The sequence below is a fragment of the Streptosporangium sp. NPDC000509 genome (genome assembly GCF_042898365.1).
In the GTDB taxonomy this organism is placed as follows: Bacteria; Actinomycetota; Actinomycetes; order Streptosporangiales; family Streptosporangiaceae; genus Streptosporangium.
The window spans coordinates 109,160-127,197 of record NZ_JBIAYX010000014.1; the positions used below are offsets into that span (position 1 = coordinate 109,160).

At 70.9% G+C, this 18,038-nt stretch carries 16 protein-coding genes and 1 pseudogene; 14 read left to right on the forward strand and 3 right to left on the reverse strand.

The window, feature by feature from the left end:
• Window positions 1–5 precede the first annotated feature (5 nt).
• The 8 genes from ACFY3D_RS25285 (at window position 6) to ACFY3D_RS25320 (ending at window position 8,045) form a co-directional block, all read left to right on the forward strand.
• Window positions 6–893 (forward strand): ABC transporter ATP-binding protein, encoded by an 888-nt coding sequence (locus ACFY3D_RS25285; protein ID WP_389983345.1) that lies wholly within the window; start codon window positions 6–8, stop codon window positions 891–893.
• Window position 894: 1 nt separating this feature from the next.
• Complete coding sequence (locus tag ACFY3D_RS25290) at window positions 895–3,267, forward strand: glycoside hydrolase family 2 protein (RefSeq protein ID WP_389983348.1); 2,373 nt, start codon at window positions 895–897, stop codon at window positions 3,265–3,267.
• Between the two features lie 97 nt (window positions 3,268–3,364).
• Entirely contained in the window at window positions 3,365–3,628 is a 264-nt protein-coding gene (locus ACFY3D_RS25295; RefSeq protein ID WP_350947730.1) for a phosphoribosyl-ATP diphosphatase, read from the forward strand.
• Between the two features lie 61 nt (window positions 3,629–3,689).
• Window positions 3,690–4,535, forward strand: coding sequence for an ATP phosphoribosyltransferase (gene hisG, locus ACFY3D_RS25300; protein WP_389983351.1), 846 nt, complete (start codon window positions 3,690–3,692; stop codon window positions 4,533–4,535).
• A gap of 132 nt (window positions 4,536–4,667) precedes the next feature.
• Window positions 4,668–5,552 carry an ABC transporter ATP-binding protein gene (locus ACFY3D_RS25305; protein WP_389983354.1) on the forward strand — a complete coding sequence of 295 codons (885 nt, stop codon included), beginning with the start codon at window positions 4,668–4,670 and terminating at the stop codon, window positions 5,550–5,552.
• Entirely contained in the window at window positions 5,552–6,286 is a 735-nt protein-coding gene (locus ACFY3D_RS25310) for an ABC transporter permease (protein ID WP_389983357.1), read from the forward strand. Before ACFY3D_RS25305 ends, ACFY3D_RS25310 begins: the two co-directional genes overlap by 1 nt.
• Entirely contained in the window at window positions 6,283–7,443 is a 1,161-nt protein-coding gene (locus ACFY3D_RS25315; RefSeq protein ID WP_389983360.1) for a sensor histidine kinase, read from the forward strand. Before ACFY3D_RS25310 ends, ACFY3D_RS25315 begins: the two co-directional genes overlap by 4 nt.
• Window positions 7,440–8,045, forward strand: coding sequence for a response regulator transcription factor (locus ACFY3D_RS25320; RefSeq protein ID WP_350947725.1), 606 nt, complete (start codon window positions 7,440–7,442; stop codon window positions 8,043–8,045). Before ACFY3D_RS25315 ends, ACFY3D_RS25320 begins: the two co-directional genes overlap by 4 nt.
• Window positions 8,046–8,052: 7 nt before the next feature.
• Here the strand turns inward: ACFY3D_RS25320 and ACFY3D_RS25325 are convergent, their stop codons facing one another.
• From ACFY3D_RS25325 to ACFY3D_RS25335, 3 genes are all read right to left on the reverse strand, one after another.
• Window positions 8,053–8,901, reverse strand: a complete 849-nt coding sequence (locus ACFY3D_RS25325) for a siderophore-interacting protein (protein ID WP_389983364.1) — start codon at window positions 8,899–8,901, stop codon at window positions 8,053–8,055.
• A 50-nt stretch (window positions 8,902–8,951) separates the two neighbouring features.
• Window positions 8,952–10,280, reverse strand: coding sequence for an aminotransferase class V-fold PLP-dependent enzyme (locus tag ACFY3D_RS25330; RefSeq protein ID WP_389983367.1), 1,329 nt, complete (start codon window positions 10,278–10,280; stop codon window positions 8,952–8,954).
• A 149-nt stretch (window positions 10,281–10,429) separates the two neighbouring features.
• Window positions 10,430–11,527 (reverse strand): EAL domain-containing protein, encoded by a 1,098-nt coding sequence (locus ACFY3D_RS25335; RefSeq protein WP_350947722.1) that lies wholly within the window; start codon window positions 11,525–11,527, stop codon window positions 10,430–10,432.
• Between the two features lie 131 nt (window positions 11,528–11,658).
• On the opposite strand from ACFY3D_RS25335, the gene ACFY3D_RS25340 reads away from it, so the two are divergent.
• The 6 genes and pseudogenes from ACFY3D_RS25340 to ACFY3D_RS25365 all read left to right on the forward strand — a co-directional run.
• Window positions 11,659–12,315, forward strand: coding sequence for an acVLRF1 family peptidyl-tRNA hydrolase (locus ACFY3D_RS25340; protein ID WP_389983372.1), 657 nt, complete (start codon window positions 11,659–11,661; stop codon window positions 12,313–12,315).
• Between the two features lie 358 nt (window positions 12,316–12,673).
• Window positions 12,674–14,272, forward strand: a complete 1,599-nt coding sequence (locus tag ACFY3D_RS25345) for an ABC-F family ATP-binding cassette domain-containing protein (RefSeq protein WP_362897301.1) — start codon at window positions 12,674–12,676, stop codon at window positions 14,270–14,272.
• Window positions 14,273–14,386: 114 nt separating this feature from the next.
• On the forward strand, window positions 14,387–14,602 hold the full coding sequence (locus ACFY3D_RS25350) for a helix-turn-helix domain-containing protein (protein ID WP_030904785.1): 216 nt from the start codon (window positions 14,387–14,389) through the stop codon (window positions 14,600–14,602).
• Window positions 14,603–14,733: 131 nt separating this feature from the next.
• Entirely contained in the window at window positions 14,734–15,537 is an 804-nt protein-coding gene (locus tag ACFY3D_RS25355; protein WP_389983375.1) for an enoyl-CoA hydratase/isomerase family protein, read from the forward strand.
• Between the two features lie 307 nt (window positions 15,538–15,844).
• On the forward strand, window positions 15,845–17,719 hold the full coding sequence (locus ACFY3D_RS25360; RefSeq protein ID WP_389983378.1) for an ABC transporter ATP-binding protein: 1,875 nt from the start codon (window positions 15,845–15,847) through the stop codon (window positions 17,717–17,719).
• A 39-nt stretch (window positions 17,720–17,758) separates the two neighbouring features.
• Window positions 17,759–18,037: pseudogene (locus tag ACFY3D_RS25365) on the forward strand (transposase); the annotation flags it as partial.
• Between the last annotated feature and the right edge of the window lies 1 nt (window position 18,038).

The following is an 18,038-nucleotide window of genomic DNA, read 5'->3' on the forward strand; positions in this document are numbered from 1 at the left end:
GGACGATGTTGAGCCTCGAAGGGGTCACCAAGACCTACCGGGTGGGTGCCTTCGGCACCGCGACCCTCACCGCCGTGGACGACGTGAGCCTCGACCTGGCACCGGGGGAGGTGGTCTCCCTCATCGGTGAGAGCGGAAGCGGCAAGACGACCCTCGGCAAGACCGTACTCGGGCTGGTCCGCCCCACGAAGGGCCGGATCACCCTCGACGGCGAGCCGGCCAGGCCGGGCAAGGCCTACTACCGGCACGTGCAGGGGGTGTTCCAGGATCCGTTCAGCTGCTACAACCCGGTCTTCAAGGCCGACCGGGTGCTCCAGATGATCAGGAACGAGTACTTCCCCGGCGTCGCCGACTCCGAGTGGGCCGGCAGGATCGACACCTCACTCAAGGACGTCGGCCTCGACCCCGGGCAGATCCTGGGCCGCTACCCGCACCAGCTCAGCGGCGGCCAGCTGCAGCGCCTGCTGATCGCCAGAGCGCTCCTGCTCGACCTCAGATACCTCGTCGCCGACGAGATCACCAGCATGCTCGACGCCTCCACCAGGATCGACGTCCTCAACCTGCTCGCCGACCTGAAGTCGCGCGGCCTCGGGGTGCTGTTCGTCACCCACGACCTGTCGCTGGGCAACTACATCAGCGAGCGGGCCGTGGTCCTGTACCGGGGACAGGTGGTCGAGTCCGGTCCCACCGACCTGGTGTTCGGCAACCCCCTCCACCCGTACACGATCAAATTGCTGTCGTCGGTGCCGAGACTCACCGCCCGGTGGGACGGCGAACCCACCACCGCCCCCGCGGGGGACACAGGAGAGGGACCCTCCACGCTGGTGGAGGCCGAACCCGGTCACCTCGTCCGGCGGGGCGAGGACACATCCACGGCATCCGCGGGAGCGTGAGTTGAGGGCACTACACGACGGCTGGACCCTTCACCAGGTGGGCGGGGACCTCTCGGGCGTCCCGGCCACGGTGCCGGGGTGCGTGCACACCGATCTGCTGGCGGCCGGGCTCGCCGAGGACCCGTACCTGGACGACAACGAGAACCGGCTGACCTGGATAGGCCGCTCGGCCTGGGACTACGAGACGGTCTTCGCCTGGCACGCAGACCGGCACGACCGCACCGACCTGGTCTGCGAGGGCCTCGACACCGTCGCCGCGATCGAGCTGAACGGCGTGGAGGTCGCCCGCGTCGCCAACCAGCACCGCTCCTATCGCTTCGCGGTGCGGGAGCTCTTACGCGAGGGCGAGAACTCGCTGCGGGTGCGCTTCGCCTCCCCGGTGGAGTACGCCGAGGCGCGCAGGGCCGAACTGGGCGACCGGCCGGGCGCCTACGAGGCGCCCTACCAGTTCATCCGCAAGATGGCCTGCAACTTCGGCTGGGACTGGGGACCGGCCGTCGTCACCTCCGGCATCTGGCGCCCCATCGGCCTGGAGGGCTGGAGCGTGGCCAGGCTCGCGTCGGTGCGCCCGCTGGTGAGCGGGGACGGACGGGTCGAGGTGCACGTCACGGTCGAGCGCGCCGACCGTGACGTGCCCCTCACGCTGACCGCGGAGGTGGCCGGGGTCCCGGTGCGGACGGTGCTGGCCCCCGGCGAGTGCGAGGCCGTGCTGGCGCTGCGGGTGCCCGGCCCCCGGCTGTGGTGGCCGCGCGGTTACGGCGGTCAGGACCGCTACGAGCTGGCCGTACGCCTGTCCGAGCGGACCGGCGAGGCGCTGGGGGAGCCGTGGACGCGGCGGATCGGCTTTCGCGACGTCCGTCTCGACCGCACCGACGAGGCCTTCACCGTGGTCGTGAACGGCGTGCCGGTCTTCGTGCGCGGCGCCAACTGGATCCCCGACGACTGCTTCCCCGCCAGGGTGACCCGTGAGCGGCTGGCCGAGCGCTTCGGCCAGGCCGCCGACGCGAACGTCAACCTGCTGCGCGTCTGGGGCGGCGGCCTGTACGAGAGCGAGGACTTCTACGACCTGGCCGACGAGCTCGGCATGCTGGTGTGGCAGGACTTCCCGTTCGCCTGCGCGGCCTATCCGGAGGAGGAGCCGTTCGCCGCGGAGGTGGAGGCCGAGGCGCGCGAGAACGTCACCCGGCTGTCCTGGCGTCCCTCGCTGGTGCTGTGGTGCGGCAACAACGAGAACATCGAGGGCCACGCCGACTGGGGCTGGCAGGACGGCCTGGAAGGACGCACCTGGGGAGCGGGCTTCTACTACGAGCTGCTGCCCGCCCTGGTGGCCGAGCTGGATCCCACCCGTCCCTACTGGCCGGGCAGCCCCTATTCGGGGAGCCCCGACCTGGCGCCCAACGACCCCTCGCGCGGTACCACGCACATCTGGGACGTGTGGAACCGTGAGGACTACACCCGCTACGGCGCCTACCGCCCCCGTTTCGTCGCCGAGTTCGGCTTCCAGGGCCCGCCCGCCCACACCACCCTGCGCGACGCCGTCGGCGGCGAACTCACCCCCGACGCGCCCCTGGTCCTGCACCACCAGAAGGCGCACGAGGGCAACGCCAAGCTGCTGCGCGGTCTCGGCGAGCATCTGCCCGCCCCGCGGACCTACGACGACTGGCACTACCTGACCCAGCTCAACCAGGCCAGGGCCATCACCTTCGGCATCGAGCGTTTCCGCTCCCTGGCGCCCTACTGCGCGGGCACGATCGTCTGGCAGCTCAACGACTGCTGGCCGGTCGTCTCCTGGTCGGCCGTCGACGGGCGCGGACGGCGCAAGCCGCTGTGGTACGCGCTGCGCCGCGTCTACGCCGACCGCCTGCTCACCGTCCAGGACGGCGCGGTGGCCGTGGTCAACGACGGCCCGCAGCCCTGGACGGGTGAGCTGGAGCTTCGGCGACTCGCCCTGGACGGGGAGCCGCTGGCCAGGGAGAGCGTCCAGGTCGAGGTGGCGCCCCGCTCGGTGGCGAGGATCCCCCTCCCGGACCCGGTGGCCGTCCCTCGCGACCCGTCGGCCGAGCTGCTGTCCGTACGGCTGGACGGGCACCGCGCGCTCCGCTTCTTCGCCGAGGATCCGCGGGTCGCCTTCCCTGCGGCCGTCTACGACACCGAGGTGACCCCCCACGAGGGCGGCGGCCTGGACGTCACCGTCACCGCCCGCACCCTCCTGCGCGACCTCGCCCTCTTCCCCGACCGCCTCGATCCGGCCTCCTCGGTCGACGACATGCTGATCACCCTGCTGCCCGGCGAGAGCGTCACCCTGCACGTCACCGGCTCGCCCGACCCCGCCGCCCTCGTCACCCGCCCGGTGCTGCGCTGCGTCAACGACTGAGCGCGGGCGGCGCGTGTCCCAGAGAGTGGACCTGCGCGCGTCGGGGCCGGTGGACCATTAGGCTTGACGCGCACATCCGACGATTCCGAGAGAGATCATGAAGACCTTCGAAGAGCTGTACGCCGAGCTGTCCGACAAGGCGCGCACCCGGCCCGAGGGCTCGGGCACCGTGGCCGCGCTGGACGCCGGGGTCCATGCCATCGGAAAGAAGGTCGTGGAGGAGGCCGCCGAGAGCTGGATGGCGGCCGAGCACGAGTCGAACGAGCGGACGGCCGAGGAGATCTCCCAGCTCCTCTACCACGTGCAGGTCCTCATGATCGCCAAAGGGATCGGGCTGGACGAGGTCTACAAGCATCTGTGAGCCGGTGCGCCCGGCTCCCGGTCTCGTAGGCAGTCTCGTCCACACGTAAGGAAATCCCGCCATGCTGCGTCTCGCCGTACCCAACAAGGGCGCCCTCGCCGAGGGGGCCCAGACGATCCTCAAGGAAGCCGGATACCGCGTCCGCAAGGACAGCAAGGAGCTCGTGGTCGTCGACCCCGAGAACTCCTGCGAGCTGTTCTTCCTGCGGCCCAAGGACATCGCCGTCTACGTCGGCGAGGGCACCCTGGACGCCGGGATCACCGGCCGCGACATGCTCCACGACTCCGGGGCACGGGTCGAGGAGATCATCCCGCTCGGCTTCGGCCGCTCCACCTTCCGCTTCGCCGCCAACCCCGGTGACTTCGACGCCGTCGCCGATCTCAAGGGCAGGCGCATCGCCACCGCCTACGCGGGCCTGCTGGAGGCGTACCTCGCCGAGCAGGGCGTCGAGGCCCGGGTGATCAAGCTGGACGGCGCGGTCGAGACCGCGATCCGGCTGGGCGTGGCCGACGCGGTGGCCGACGTCGTGGAGACGGGCACCACGCTGCGCAACATCGGCCTGGAGGTGTTCGGCGAGCCGATCACCCGCTCCGAGGGCGTGCTGATCAAGGGGATCGGCACCGAGGAGAGCGCGGGCCTGCGGCAGCTGGTTCGCCGCCTGCAGGGCGTGCTGGTGGCGCGCGACTACGTGATGATGGACTACGACATCCGCGCCGAGCGGATCGAGGAGGCCATCGCCCTCACCCCGGGCATGGAGGGGCCGACGGTCTCCCCGCTGCACCGGGAGGGCTGGGTCGCGGTCCGGGCCATGGTCCCCCGCCGAGGACACCAGCAGATCATGGACCAGCTCTGGGAGATGGGCGCCAAGGCCATCCTGGTGACCGCCATCTTCGCCTGCCGTCTCTGACCCGTCGTCCGTGATCTTCCGCGCCACCGGGACGCCCACCCGGTGGCGGTGCCGGCGTACCTGACAAGTGTCATCCCCAAACCAGGAGGAGCGGCACTGAGGTTTCCCGCCGGACGCTCCTAGCGTTGGGGCATGGACGCCATCGCCCTCACAGACGTGAGCAAGAGCTACGGCGACGTGCTCGCCGTAGCGGGCCTGAACCTCTCCGTCGAGGTGGGCCACACCGTCGCCCTGCTCGGCCCCAACGGGGCCGGCAAGTCGACCTCGATCAACATGATGCTGGGTCTGACCCGCCCGAGCGGCGGCCGGGTCGAGATCCTGGGAGGCTCCCCCGAGGCGGCCGTCGCCCGGGGGGAGATCGGGGCCATGCCGCAGAGCGGCGAGCTCATCGGTGAGCTCACGGTCAGGGAACTCGTCGACTTCGTCCGGCGGCTCTACCCCGAGCCGCTCGCCCTCGACGACATCCTGCGGGTGGCCGACCTCACCGAACTGGCGCGCCGGCGCGCCGGCAGGCTGTCCGGCGGGCAGGCCCAGCGGGTCAGGTTCGCCCTGGCCATCGCGGGCGCGCCCAAACTGCTGGTGCTGGACGAGCCCACCGCGGCCATGGACGTGGAGTCACGGCTGCGTTTCTGGAAGAGCACGCGCGACTACGCCGCCGAGGGCCGGACGATCCTGTTCGCCACCCACTACCTGGAGGAGGCCGAGGAGAACTCCGACCGGGTCATCGTGATCACCCGGGGCCGGGTGGTGGCCGACGGCACCGCCGCCCAGATCACGTCGGGGATCGGCGAGCACGTCGTCCGCTTCACCCTGGGCGGGCAGCCGGTCGCGGGGCTGGACGGCCTGCCGGGTGTCCTCGCCGCGGAGATCTCCCAGGGGGTCGCCACGATGCGCACCGCCGACCCCGACGCCACCGTGGCGGCCCTGTACCGGAGCACCTCGCTGGAGATCCGCGACCTCAGGATCATCGGCGCCGACCTCGAAGACGCCTTCCTCGCCCTCACCCGGGAGCCCTGATGCCGAACTACGTCAAGATCGAGGTTCTGCGGATGTTGCGCAACAGGCGTTACATCATCTTCGTGGTGGGATTCCCCACGGTGTTCTACCTGATCTTCTCCGCCATCTGGGGTGCCGAGCCGGATTCCGGCGGGGTGAGCGCCGCGGTCGTCCTCATGGTCTCCATGGCCGCGTACGGGGCGATCGCGGCCAGCCTGATGAGCACCGCCGTGCCGTGGGCGCAGGAGCGGCAGTCCGGCTGGCTCCGCCAGCTTCGGGTCACCCCGCTGCCCGGCTGGGCGATCATTGTCACCAAGCTGGTCGCCGCGCTGCTGCTGGTGTTGCCGTCCATGGCGCTGGTCTGCCTGGCCGCGATCCTCACCCAGGGCGTCCGGCTGCCGGTGGGGGAGTGGCTCGTGCTGGTCCCGGCTCTGTGGATCGGTGCCCTGCCGTTCGCCGCGCTCGGCCTGCTCATCGGTTCGCTGCTGCCCGCGGACGCCGCGCAGTCGGCCGCGATGATCAGCGCGTTCGGGCTGGCGATCCTGGGTGGGCTGTGGTTCCCTGTGGAGATCATGCCCGAGGCCATGAAAAGCGTCGTGCACGCGATGCCCTCATTCTCCTACGTCGACATCGGCCACCACCTCGTCGCCGGCGACGCGGCGCCGCCGTCCGAGATGGTGATCGTCGCGCTCTGGGCCGCGGCGCTCGGCACCGCCGCGGTGCTCGCCTACCGCAGGGCGCTCGTCCGGGTATGATCCGCGTCTCCGCGCTCACCTTCGGCGGGACGGGCGAGCGCCCGTCCCGCCTCCGGCGTCTGCTGGGGATCTCCATCGGCCTGGTCTACCTGTGCTTTCCCGTCCTGGAGATCGTCACCGGCGAGCTGTCGGGAGCCGGGGCCGTCTGGGGCGGTGCCGGTCTGGCCGCCTTCGTCGCCCTCTACATCGCCACGGTGCTGAGCCCGAGGAACTTCGGGGACCCCACTCGCCTGACGTACTGGCTGCTGGGGGTGACCACGTTGCTGGGAGTCGGTCTGGCGGTGGCCTTCGGCGGCGGTTGGCTGACCCTGCCGATCTACATGGCCGTGGTCTACGGCATGGCGCTGCGTCCGCGGCTCTCGGTGGCCGGTGTCCTCGCGATGGGCCTCGCCGTCGCGCTGATCGGCCTGCTCGAGGAGAACGACCCCGGTGCGACCCTGGTACTCGTCTTCCAGGTCATCACACTCGGCGTCCTGTTCATGGGGGTGCGCAACACCCGGATGCTGGTGGTGAGGCTCCGCCAGGCACAGGAGGAGGTGGCGCGGCTCGCCGCGAGCGAGGAGCGGCTGCGCATCGCCAGGGACCTGCACGACCTGCTCGGCCACAGCCTGTCACTGATCGTGCTCAAGAGCGAGCTGGCCGGGCGGCTGGCGGAGAGCGGCTCGGAACGGGCCGTGGCCGAGATCCGCGACATCGAGTCGGTGGCCAGGCAGGCGCTGGTCGAGGTGCGCGACACCGTCACCGGCTACCGCCAGCGCGGCTTCTCCGGCGAGTTGGACGGGGCCCGCGCCGCCCTGGAGGCGGCGGGGACGAGGCTCACGATCCGGCTCGCGGGCCCCCCACTGCCGGAGGAACTGGACGAGCTGCTGGGCTGGGCGGTGCGGGAGGGCGTCACCAACGTCATCCGGCACGCGCGGGCGACCCGGTGCGAGATCGAGGTGACCATGGACGAGACGGCCGCGACCCTGAAGATCGCGGACGACGGGCGCGGCACGGCCACGGACGGGCAGGGCAGCGGGCTGACCGGGCTCACCGAACGGGTACGGGCGGCCGGCGGCACGGTGTCCGCCGGGCCGCGGCCGAGCGGTTTCGTCCTCCTGGTCACGGTGCCGCACACCGGCCTCCTTCACCCGCCGGCGAAGGAGGGGAGCCGGTGATCCGGGTGCTGCTGGTGGAGGACCAGGCGATGGTGCGGGGCGCCCTGGCCTCGCTCCTCGGCCTGGAGCCCGACATCGAGGTGGTGGGGGAGGCCGCCGACGCCGTCGAGGCGCTCGCCGTGGCCCTGCGGATCCGGCCGGACGTCGCGCTGCTCGACGTCGAGATGCCCGGCGACGACGGCATCGTCGCCGCCGCACGGATCCGCGAGGCGCTGCCCGGCTGCCGGGTCATGATCCTGACCACCTTCGGCCGCCCCGGCTACCTGCGCAGGGCGATGGAGGCCGGCGCGACGGCCTTCCTGGTCAAGGACAGTCCGGCCCGTGAACTCGCCGCCGCCGTCCGGCGGGTCCACGGCGGCGAGCGCGTCATCGACCCGGGCCTGGCAGCCGCCGCGCTCAGCGCAGGCCCCAACCCGCTGTCGCCCCGCGAGCGTGACGTCCTGGTCGCGGCCTCGGGCGGAGCCGGTATCGCCGACATCGCCGCACGGCTGCACCTGTCGGAGGGGACGGTCCGCAACTACCTCTCCTCGGCCATCCGCAAGACGCACGCCCGCAACCGCATCGAGGCGGTCGAGCGGGCCCGCACCCAGGGCTGGCTCTGAGCGGGGTTCACGAGGAGAGCGCCGCGGCCTCCTCGGCCTCGATCCGCTCGTTCCACTCGCGCTTGGAGGAGCGCCACGCCTCGTCGTCACGGCCCAGACGCCAGTAGCCCGAGATGGAGAGTCTCGCCAGCGGGATACCGCGCTCGGTGCGCAGGTGGCGTCTGAGATCGCGGACGAAGCCAGCCTCTCCGTGGACGAAGGCGTGCACGTCTCCCGCGGGGAAGTCGAGTTCGCGGACGGCCTTGACCAGCCTCTCGCCGTACTGGGCGGGACCCCGGTGCAGCCAGACGATCTTCACGTCACCGGGGGAGTCGATCCTCTGCTCCTCCTCGGGGCCGGCGACCTCGATGAAGGCCCAGGCGCGGGCGCCGGCGGGGAGGTTCTCCAGGGAGACGGCGATGGCGGGCAGCGCGCTCTCGTCCCCCGCGAACAGGTGCCAGTCCGCCTCGGGGTCGGGCGCGTACGCGCCGCCGGGGCCGAAGAAGTGGACCTCCTCACCGGGCCGGACACGCTCGGCCCACGGTCCGGCCAGGCCGGCGTCGCCGTGGTGGACGAAGTCGAGTGTGAGCTCGCCCGCCTCGGCGTCCCAGCGGCGCACGGTGTAGGTGCGGGTGGTGGGCCACTGCTCGCGGGGCAGGGCGCGCATCGCCTCCATGTCGAACGGCCGGGGATAGCTCACCCCGGCCGGGGCGAACAGCAGCTTGACGTAGTGGTCGGTGTAGCCGTCCGTGCGGAACCCGGAGAGCCCTTCGCCGCCGACCACGACCCGGATCATGTGGGGAGTGAGCCGCTCGACCCGCCGGACCAGGCCGCTCGTCACCTTCCGGTTGCGGCGCTCGGCTTTCTCGTCTGCCATATGTCACTCCGTGAGGGTCTAAGTTAGGTGAACCTAACTCGTACCATATGTCACCGGAGCGTGGCGACGGCCTTCACCGCCTGGTCGACCTGTTCGGGGGTGGTGACGATCCCGGTCCCGAAGCGCAGGTAGACGTCCCGGTACGGGGTGGCGCTGGTGATGATCCGGTGGTCCCTGCGGAGCCTGCCCACCGCGGCGGGGGCGTCCACGCCGTCGATCGCGCAGCAGATCAGGCCGGCCGACAACTCGGGGGAGACCGGGGTGATCAGCCGTACGTTGGGCAGGGCCGCGAGCCCCGCTTTGAGCTGGGTGGCCTGCTCGGTGATCCTGGCCGCCACCCGCGCCTTGCCGATGGCCCGATGGAAGGCGAACGCCTCGTTCAGCGCCCAGCGGTGCTCGAAGCTGTGGTAGCCGCCGGGGGTGTGCAGGAGCCCGCCCGGACCGTACGGTTCGTCGCCCGTCCCCGGGTCGACGGTCACGTTGGAGAAGCTCGCGACCACCGGCAGCAGCGCGCCCCAGGCCCGCCCCTTTCCCCACAGGACGCCGGTGCCCCGAGGGCCGAACAGCCACTTGTGGGTGCCGCCGGCCAAGAAGTCGCAGCCCAGCTCCTCCACCCCGTCGGCCGTCGCGCCCAGGCCGTGCACCCCGTCCACGCACAACAGCGCCCGGTCCTCGACGTCTCTGGGGCGGTTGGCCTCGGCGACCATGTCGGCGATCGCCCTGACCGGCATTCGCACCCCGGTGCCCGAGTGCACCCAGGTGATCGCCACCACCCGGGTCCTCGGTGTGAGCGCGGCCTTCAGCCGGGAGACGATCTCGTCGGCGGAGGCCTTGGCCGGGTCGTCGTACAGGCGGACCCTGCCGACCTTGGCGCCGGTCCTCGCGGCGAGCAGCCGCAGGCTCTCGTGGGTGGCGAAGAAGTCGTGTTCGGTGGTGAGCACGTCCTGGCCGGGGAGCAGGCGCATGCCGCTGTAGAGCAGGCCCAGGCCCATCGTGGTGCTGTCGGTGAGGGCGACGTCGGGTGCGTCGGCGCCCAGGTAGGCCGCGGCGGCCTCGCGCACCACCTGCTCCCTGTTCTCGCCGTGCAGGTAGGCGTCGGTGTCGGTGTCGAGGCCGCGCCGGTGCTCCTCGATCGCCCGCCGCACCTGGGCGGGGTGGGCGGCGAGGACGTAGGCGGCGAACTGGGAGTAGGAGGGGTCGAGCGGGAACTGGGCCCGCACCGACTCCCAGCTGGCGGGGTCGAACGACGGAGGCCGTGACGCGGTGGGGGCGGCGGTTTCTTCGCCCGGGGTGCAGCCGGACAGCGCGGCCCCGGCTCCGGCCAGGAGTCCCGCGCCGAGCAGCCCTCGCCGCCCGACCCGAGGTCCGCGCTCGCCCATCTGGCACCCCTCGCCGTCGTCCCGCCCTGTGCCCCTTCCTACCGTGATCATGCCCGCCTGCCAAGAGGGCGCGGCGGATATTAAGATCTACAATGTAAAGGCGTCGGGCCGGGTCGAGAAGGATCGCACCGCTCGCGGACGCGACCTCCTCAGCTCTGCATGGCCGCGACCTGGCGGATCAGGTCGGAGACCCGGACGACGCCCATGCAGCGCCCCACCTCGTCGGTGACGACCAGGTCGTCGTAGACGCGCTCGGCGTCGCGGCCGGCGACCTGCATGGCCGCTATGGCGGGGGTGGTCCTGGGAACCGTGCGGGCGGGGTCGGCCAGTCGTCCGGCGGCCTTCCTGCCGTGCAGGGCGTGGCCGAAGCGCCCGGCGATCGACAGCAGGAAGCGACTGCGGTCGAGGCTGCCCTTCGGGCGCTGGTACTCGTCGACGAGGATCACGCTGGTGATGGACGGCTCGCTGCCGAAGGCGTCGATCACGGCCTCGGCGGTGGCGTCGTAGGGGAGGGTCACCGCGGGCAGCAGGAACTCGTGGACTCGGGGCCCGAGGACCAGCCGGGAGGACTCCTGCTCGACGACCGGGAGTGGTACGTGCACCCGCCCCGACGGGCCGGGGACCAGCAGAGGGCCCTGGGCCAGCCGCACCCCCCAGCCGCGGATCGCGGAGAGCTGCGCCTCGTCCCTCACCCCCGGGGCCAGCACGTGCGCCCCCGTCCCCCGCGCGAGCCTCGCCAGGCCTTCGCCGATCGCGGCGCGACGCGGGTCGTGGGGAACCTGGGCGATCAGGTCCGGTGAGATCACCGCCAGGTAGGGCGCCGCGTCGGCGACCAGGTCCAGCGGGACGTGCCCGGTGCCCAGGTCGCCGACCGCGATGAGGTAGCCGATGGCGCGCAGGCCGTCCAGCCCGGTGAGCAGGGAGCGGCGCTCGAACTGGGCGAAGTCGCCTCGTACGGTGAGGATCACCTCGCGGGGCCGCCGGCCTGAGGCGCGCAGGGCCTCGTGGAGCGGCGCGAGCGCGGCCGAGCCGCCGATCACCGCGGCCGCCGGCAGGGTGAGCACCAGGGGGAGCAGGATCTCGCTCGCGGCGACCTCGCGCACCGTCTGGACGGTCGAGGAGATGTTTCCGCGGCTTCCGCCGTCGGCCTGGAAGGCGATGACGCCTCCGGTGTCGAGATCGACGACAGGCGTGACACCCGTGCCTGCCGCGGAGGACTGCGGGACGGCTCGCGCTCTGGTGGTCACGTTCCGAGCATGGGGCATCCTTTGACGGTGCATAAGTAACGCACTGTGATGTTCACCGACTTTTCGCCGTTCGTTGGACTTGACCGGGGGGATCGTGTGTCCGGCGAGGTCGGCCGGTAGTGTCGCGTTCCATGACGTCGCGACCGGCCAAGGGGGGAGGCCGCTGGGTCTCCGTGGCGCCCGAACGCCTGAACCGCTGGATCGACGGCTTCGTCGACCGGCACGGTCCGCCGAGCGTGACGGCCTCGGCCTCCGTCGTACGCCTCGACGGCGCGGACGGCGCGGTCGCCGAGTGCCAGGTACCGTTCCCTCCGCTCACCGGTGCCGGGGGTGGCCCGATCGCGCGCCTGGTCACCCACGTGCGCACCGAGCGCAGGATCGGCGTGTTGCTCGTACGGCTGGGCGGCCACGCGGCGGGCATCTTCCAGGGCGAGGAGCTGCTCTCCTCCAAGGTCGGCTCACGGCAGGTCCACGGGCGCAGCGCGGCGGGCGGCTGGTCACAGCGGCGCTTCGCCCGGCGCAGGGAGAAGCAGGTGGACCAGGCGCACGAGGCGGCGGCGGAGGTGGCGCTGCGCGTCCTCGGCCCGCACGTGGGTGAGCTGGAGGCCGTCGTGCTGGGCGGGGACCGGCGCGCGATGGACGCGTTGCGGCCCGACCGCAGGCTCGCCCCGGTCTTCGCGCTGGAGACCGAGCCCTTTCTGACGGTCCCCGATCCTCGGCTGGTGATCCTCAAGGACACCCCCGCCCAGTTCCGCGCGGTACGCATCAGGGTGAGCGCCCCCCTCTGACCGGGCGGATGTGGCCGGGCGTGCTGCGAGGCGGGTGCGGTGAGCGATCCCGCGTGAGCGGGCGTCGCGTGAGGGGACACTACGGGGGCCCGTGAGGCGGGTGTGGTGACAGGGAACAGGCGTGAGTGAGGGCTGGACCGGCTCTCGCGCGAGCCGGTCCCGCTTGAGCTGGACTCACATAATCGTGGAGAAGCCGGCCGGTGCCGCGCCGTACACTGATCGGTATGCGCACTCCCGATTGACCGTCGTCCCCATGAAGGCGAGACGGCCGAGCCGAGAGCCGGGAGACACAGGGCGCGGCGGGTTCGGCCACAGTGATGTGAGCCTGTGTATTTCCTGCTGGGAGTGTTCTCCAACCATGATCGTAGCTTCTGACATCGAACTGCGGGCCGGGGCCCGGTTGCTCATCGAGGGCGCGTCCTTCCGGGTGAACCCCGGTGACAAGATCGGGCTCGTCGGCCGGAACGGGGCGGGGAAGACCACGCTGACCCGGGTCCTCGCCGGAGAGGGATCGCCCGCCTCGGGCACGGTCACCATCAGCGGCGAGGTCGGCTACCTGCCGCAGGACCCTCGTACGGGTGATCTGCACATCCTCGCCCGCGACCGCATCCTGTCGGCGCGGGGGCTCGATCAGGTGCTGCGTGAGCTGCGTGAGGCCGAGCTCGGCATGTCCTCGGCCGACGACCGCACAAGGGACCGCGCGGTCCGCGCCTACGGGCGCCTGGAGGACCGGCTGCACGTCCTGGGCGGATACGCCGCGGAGTCGGAGGCCGCCTCCATCGCCTCCAGCCTGGGGTTGCCCGACCGGGTGCTCGGCCAGCCGCTGGAGACCCTCTCCGGAGGGCAGCGCAGGCGGGTGGAACTGGCCAGGATCCTCTTCAGCGGGGCGGAGACTCTCCTGCTTGACGAGCCGACAAACCACCTAGATGCGGACTCAATCGGGTGGCTTCGTGATTTTTTACGATCTCACCAGGGCGGCTTGATCATTATCAGCCACGACGTCTCGCTTCTTGAAGCGACGGTAAACCGCGTCCTGCACCTCGACGCCAACCGCGCGGTGATCGACACCTACAACGTCGGCTGGAAGGCCTATCTGGCCCAGCGTGAGACCGACGAGAAGCGCAGGAGGCGTGAGCGGGCCAACGCCGAGAAGCAGGCCTCGGCCCTGATGTCGCAGGCCGACAAGATGCGGGCCAAGGCCACCAAGGCGAAGGCCGCGCAGGACATGCAGCGCCGTGCCGAGCGGCTGTTGTCGGGCCTGGAGGTGGAGCGGCGCGGCGACAAGGTCGCCAAGCTGCGCTTCCCCCAGCCGGCCCCGTGTGGGCGCACCCCGATCATGGCGGAGGGGCTGTCGAAGTCGTACGGCTCCCTGGAGGTCTTCACCGACGTCGACGCGGCCGTCGACAGGGGGAGCAGGGTCGTCATCCTGGGCCTGAACGGCGCGGGCAAGACCACTCTCCTGCGGATTCTCGGCGGCATCGAGGAGCCCGACACCGGCGCGGTCAAGCCGGGACACGGGCTCAAGCTGGGTTACTACGCGCAGGAGCACGAGACGATCGACCCCGAGCGCACCGTGCTGGAGAACATGCGCTCGGCCGGGGGAGAGCTTCCCGACGTGGAACTGCGCAAGGTTCTGGGCTCGTTCCTGTTCACCGGGGACGACGTGGACAAGCCCGCGAGGGTGCTGTCGGGCGGGGAGAAGACGCGGCTGGCGCTGGCCACGCTGGTGTTGTCCGCGGCGAACGTCCTCCTCCTCGACGAGCCCACGAACAACCTCGATCCGGCGAGCAGAGAGCAGGTTCTTTCGGCGCTAACGTCCTATTCTGGGGCAATTGTGCTTGTCACGCATGATGAGGGTGCTGTAGAGGCTCTACGACCCGATAGGGTGATCTTGCTGCCTGACGGAGTTGAAGACGCGTGGAGCGACGAATTTTCCGATCTTGTGGCACTTGCCTGATCTTAATTTGAGCGGGTACGGATCTTTTCCCGTGGAGTAGGTAGCCGATCTCGCTGAAATGACTGATCATGGCGTGTGTAACGCTGCGGAAGTCTGGCACTACAGGAGGTACTCGTGGCCGAGACTCTCAAGAAGGGCACCCGGGTTACCGGGGCCGACCGTGAAAAACTGGCCTCCGATCTCAAGAAGCGCTACAGCGCGGGTGAGAGCATCCGCGCCCTGGCCGCTTCGACCGGTAGGTCGTACGGGTTCATCCACCGCATCCTGAGCGAGTCCGGTGTGACTCTGCGCGGGCGCGGTGGCGCCACCCGAGGCAAGTCCAAGCGCTGACCCCGCCTCGGAACGCGCGACCGCAGCCGCCGTCCCCCACGCTGACGCCGCCCCCGCCCGATCCTGTAGAACCTCATTCTGGGGATCGATAGGCTCGGGCGAGGCGGATACCGAAGGTGGGAGAACAGGCGATGGTGGAAGCGATGTTCGGGGGGAGTGCGGAGGAGATCTCTCTCGAGGAGGTCGGTCTGCGCTGCGAGGTGGACGGCGAGATCGCGACGATCACGCTGGACCGTCCTGAGAAGCGAAACGCTCAGACGTTCGCTACCTGGTCGGCTCTGGCTCATATCGGTGACGGCCTGCCGCAGCAGGTGAGGGTCGTCGTGATCAGAGGTGAGGGGCCGTCCTTCTCCGCGGGGATCGATCTGAGGATGTTCACACCGGAGGGAGTTCCCGGGCAGGGGTCGTTCGCGTCCTCCGCGACACTCGACGAGGCTTCTTTCGCCGAGCGGGTGGCGTTGGCCCAACGGGGTTTCCTCTGGCTGAGGCGTCCCGACATCGTCTCCGTGGCGGCCGTTCACGGCCACGCGATCGGTGCGGGATTCCAGCTCGCGCTCGCCTGTGACCTGCGGGTCCTGGCGGACGACGCCAAACTGTGCATGAAGGAGCCCGCCCTCGGGCTGGTTCCCGACCTGACCGGCACCAAGCCGCTGGTCGACCTGGTGGGCCTGTCCAGGGCCATCGAGATCTGTCTGACCGCCCGCGTCGTGGGGGCGCGGGAGGCGGCCAGGATCGGCTTGGCGGAGCTGGTCGTCGCGCCCGACGAGCTGACACAGGCCGTGCGCGACCTGACCGACGCGCTGCTGGCGACCGACCGCGACGCCGCGACGGCGACCAAGCGGCTGCTTCAGGGGGCTTCGGGGCGCACGCTGGCCGAACAGAGCGCGGCCGAGGCGCGCGAGCAGGCCAAGCGTGTCAAGGCGCTCTTCGGATAGGCCGTCCCGCCCAGGGGGCCGCGGGCGTCCGTCCCACGACGGTTCCCCGTCAGGCCGGTGGTGCCCGTCTCGGGCCGAGGGCGCCCACCTCGGACTGTCGGTGCCCGTACCAAGCCGGCGGTGTTCGTCCTGGGGCCCGCGGCGCCTGTCCCGAACCCGTGGCACCCGTCTTCGACTCGCCGCGCCCGTCCACGCCGGAGCGCCCGTTCCACGTCGGGGCGCCCGCCGAAGGACGACGGTGTTCGCCCCGAGCTGACAGGGGAATGATCGCGTTTCTCCTGGTGCTCGCATCGGCAGAGGAGGCCGTATGGCGATGATGGGTGGGGGACTCGGTCCCCAGGCGATGTTCTCGTTCCGGCGTGACAGGTCGGTGACCAAGCAGCGTCTGGCCCCGGGCACGGTCAGACGCATCGCCCGCTACGCGCGCCCCTTCTCGCGGCACATCTCCGCCTTCCTCGCGCTGGTCGTGGTCGGCTCGGTGATCGTGATCGCCAACCCGCTGCTGATGAAGGCGATCATCGACGACGGCATCACCCCCAGGCGCGAGGGGGTGGTGATCGCCCTCGCACTGGTCATCGCGGGCCTGGCGGTCGCCGACGGCGCGCTCACCCTGGCCCAGCGCTGGTTCTCCGCACGAATCGGCGAGGGCCTCATCTACAACCTGCGCACCGAGGTCTTCGACCACGTCCAGCGCATGCCCGTGGCCTTCTTCACCCGCACCCAGACCGGTGCCCTCGTCTCCCGGCTCAACACCGACGTCATCGGCGCCCAGCGCGCGCTGACCAGCACCCTGTCGTCGGTGGTGTCCAACGTGGTCATGCTGGTGCTGGTCCTCGGCGCGATGCTGGTGCTCTCATGGCAGATCACCCTCGTCGCCCTCGTGCTGTTACCGATCTTCATCTTTCCCGCGAAGTGGGTCGGCAGGAAGATGTCCGGGCTCACCCGTGAGCAGATGGAGCTCGACGCGGAGATGAGCACCATGATGACCGAGCGGTTCAACGTCGCCGGGGCCATGGTCGCCAAGCTGTACGGCCGCCCGGCCGACGAGGCCGCCGCCTTCGCGGGCAGGGCGGGGCGGGTGCGTGACGTCGGCGTCACCGTCGGCATGTACGGGACGATCTTCCGTGTCGCGCTCGGCCTGGTCGCGGCGCTGGCCACCGCCCTGGTCTACGGCGTGGGAGGTGTGCTGACCGTCTCCGGCGTCTTCGAGATCGGCACCCTGGTGGCGCTCGCCGCCCTCCTGATGCGCCTGTACGGCCCCCTGACGAGCCTGTCGAACGTGCACGTGGACGTGATGACCGCGCTGGTGAGCTTCGACCGGGTCTTCGAGGTCCTCGACCTGAAGCCGATGATCGCCGAGAGCCCCGACGCCCGGCCCGTTCCCGCCGGCCCGGCCTCCGTGGAGTTCGACGGCGTCCGGTTCGGATACCCGTCGGCCTCGGAGGTGTCGCTCGCCTCGCTGGAGGCGGTGGCCCGCCCCGACACCGGGCCGGGCCAGGAGGTGCTGCGCGGAGTCACCTTCACCGCCCACCCCGGCGAGATGGTCGCCCTGGTCGGCCCCTCGGGCGCGGGAAAGACCACCATCACGGGTCTGGTCTCGCGCCTCTACGACGTCGGCGAGGGCGCGGTCCGCGTCAACGGCCTGGACGTGCGCGACGCCACTCTGGCCTCTCTGCACGACACCGTGGGGGTCGTCACGCAGGACGCCCACCTGTTCCACGACACCATCGGGGCCAATCTCCGCTACGCCAGGCCGGAGGCGACCGACGAGGAGATCTGGGACGCCCTGCGCGCCGCCCAGATCTCCGACCTGGTCCTCGACCTCCCCGACGGCCTGGAGACCGTGGTCGGCGACCGTGGTCATCGGCTGTCCGGCGGCGAGAAGCAGCGGCTGGCCCTGGCGAGGCTGCTGCTCAAGGCGCCCAGCGTGGTCGTCCTCGACGAGGCCACCGCGCATCTCGACTCCGAGTCCGAGGCCGCGGTCCAGCAGGCGTTGAAGATCGCGCTGGCCGGGCGCACCTCGCTGGTCATCGCCCACCGCCTGTCCACGATCCGCGAGGCGGACCAGATCCTGGTGGTCCAGGACGGCCAGGTGGTCGAGCGGGGCCGCCATGAGGAGCTTCTGGCCATGGGGTCGGTCTACGCCGAGCTCTACCGGACCCAGTTCAGCCATACCTCCTGATTCCCGGCGCCGCGTCACCGAGTGGATCTTCCGGTACAGATGGTGTTAGATCATAAGAACGTGGACGACCGGTTGAAACGCGATGACCTGACCGACGACGAGTGGGCACGGCTGGCGCCGTTGCTGCCCGCTCACGCCCGGCGGGGAAACCGGTGGGCCGATCACCGCACGATCATCGACGGGGTGTTCTTCCGTAGCAGGACCGGCTCTCCCTGGCGCAAGCTGCCGGAGGCCTACGGCAACTGGAAGACCGTCTACAACCGGCACCGCCGGTGGTCGGTGGACGGCACCTGGGAGACGATCCTGGACACGCTGCGGA

Coding starts and splice junctions, on each gene's coding strand:
- ACFY3D_RS25285 (WP_389983345.1), top strand. CDS start 6: ATGTTGAGCCTCGAAGGGGTCACCAAGACCTACCGGGTGGGTGCCTTC.
- ACFY3D_RS25295 (WP_350947730.1), top strand. CDS start 3,365: ATGAAGACCTTCGAAGAGCTGTACGCCGAGCTGTCCGACAAGGCGCGC.
- hisG (WP_389983351.1), top strand. CDS start 3,690: ATGCTGCGTCTCGCCGTACCCAACAAGGGCGCCCTCGCCGAGGGGGCC.
- ACFY3D_RS25305 (WP_389983354.1), top strand. CDS start 4,668: ATGGACGCCATCGCCCTCACAGACGTGAGCAAGAGCTACGGCGACGTG.
- ACFY3D_RS25310 (WP_389983357.1), top strand. CDS start 5,552: ATGCCGAACTACGTCAAGATCGAGGTTCTGCGGATGTTGCGCAACAGG.
- ACFY3D_RS25315 (WP_389983360.1), top strand. CDS start 6,283: ATGATCCGCGTCTCCGCGCTCACCTTCGGCGGGACGGGCGAGCGCCCG.
- ACFY3D_RS25325 (WP_389983364.1), bottom strand. CDS start 8,901: ATGGCAGACGAGAAAGCCGAGCGCCGCAACCGGAAGGTGACGAGCGGC.
- ACFY3D_RS25330 (WP_389983367.1), bottom strand. CDS start 10,280: ATGGGCGAGCGCGGACCTCGGGTCGGGCGGCGAGGGCTGCTCGGCGCG.
- ACFY3D_RS25340 (WP_389983372.1), top strand. CDS start 11,659: ATGACGTCGCGACCGGCCAAGGGGGGAGGCCGCTGGGTCTCCGTGGCG.
- ACFY3D_RS25345 (WP_362897301.1), top strand. CDS start 12,674: ATGATCGTAGCTTCTGACATCGAACTGCGGGCCGGGGCCCGGTTGCTC.
- ACFY3D_RS25355 (WP_389983375.1), top strand. CDS start 14,734: ATGGTGGAAGCGATGTTCGGGGGGAGTGCGGAGGAGATCTCTCTCGAG.
- ACFY3D_RS25360 (WP_389983378.1), top strand. CDS start 15,845: ATGGCGATGATGGGTGGGGGACTCGGTCCCCAGGCGATGTTCTCGTTC.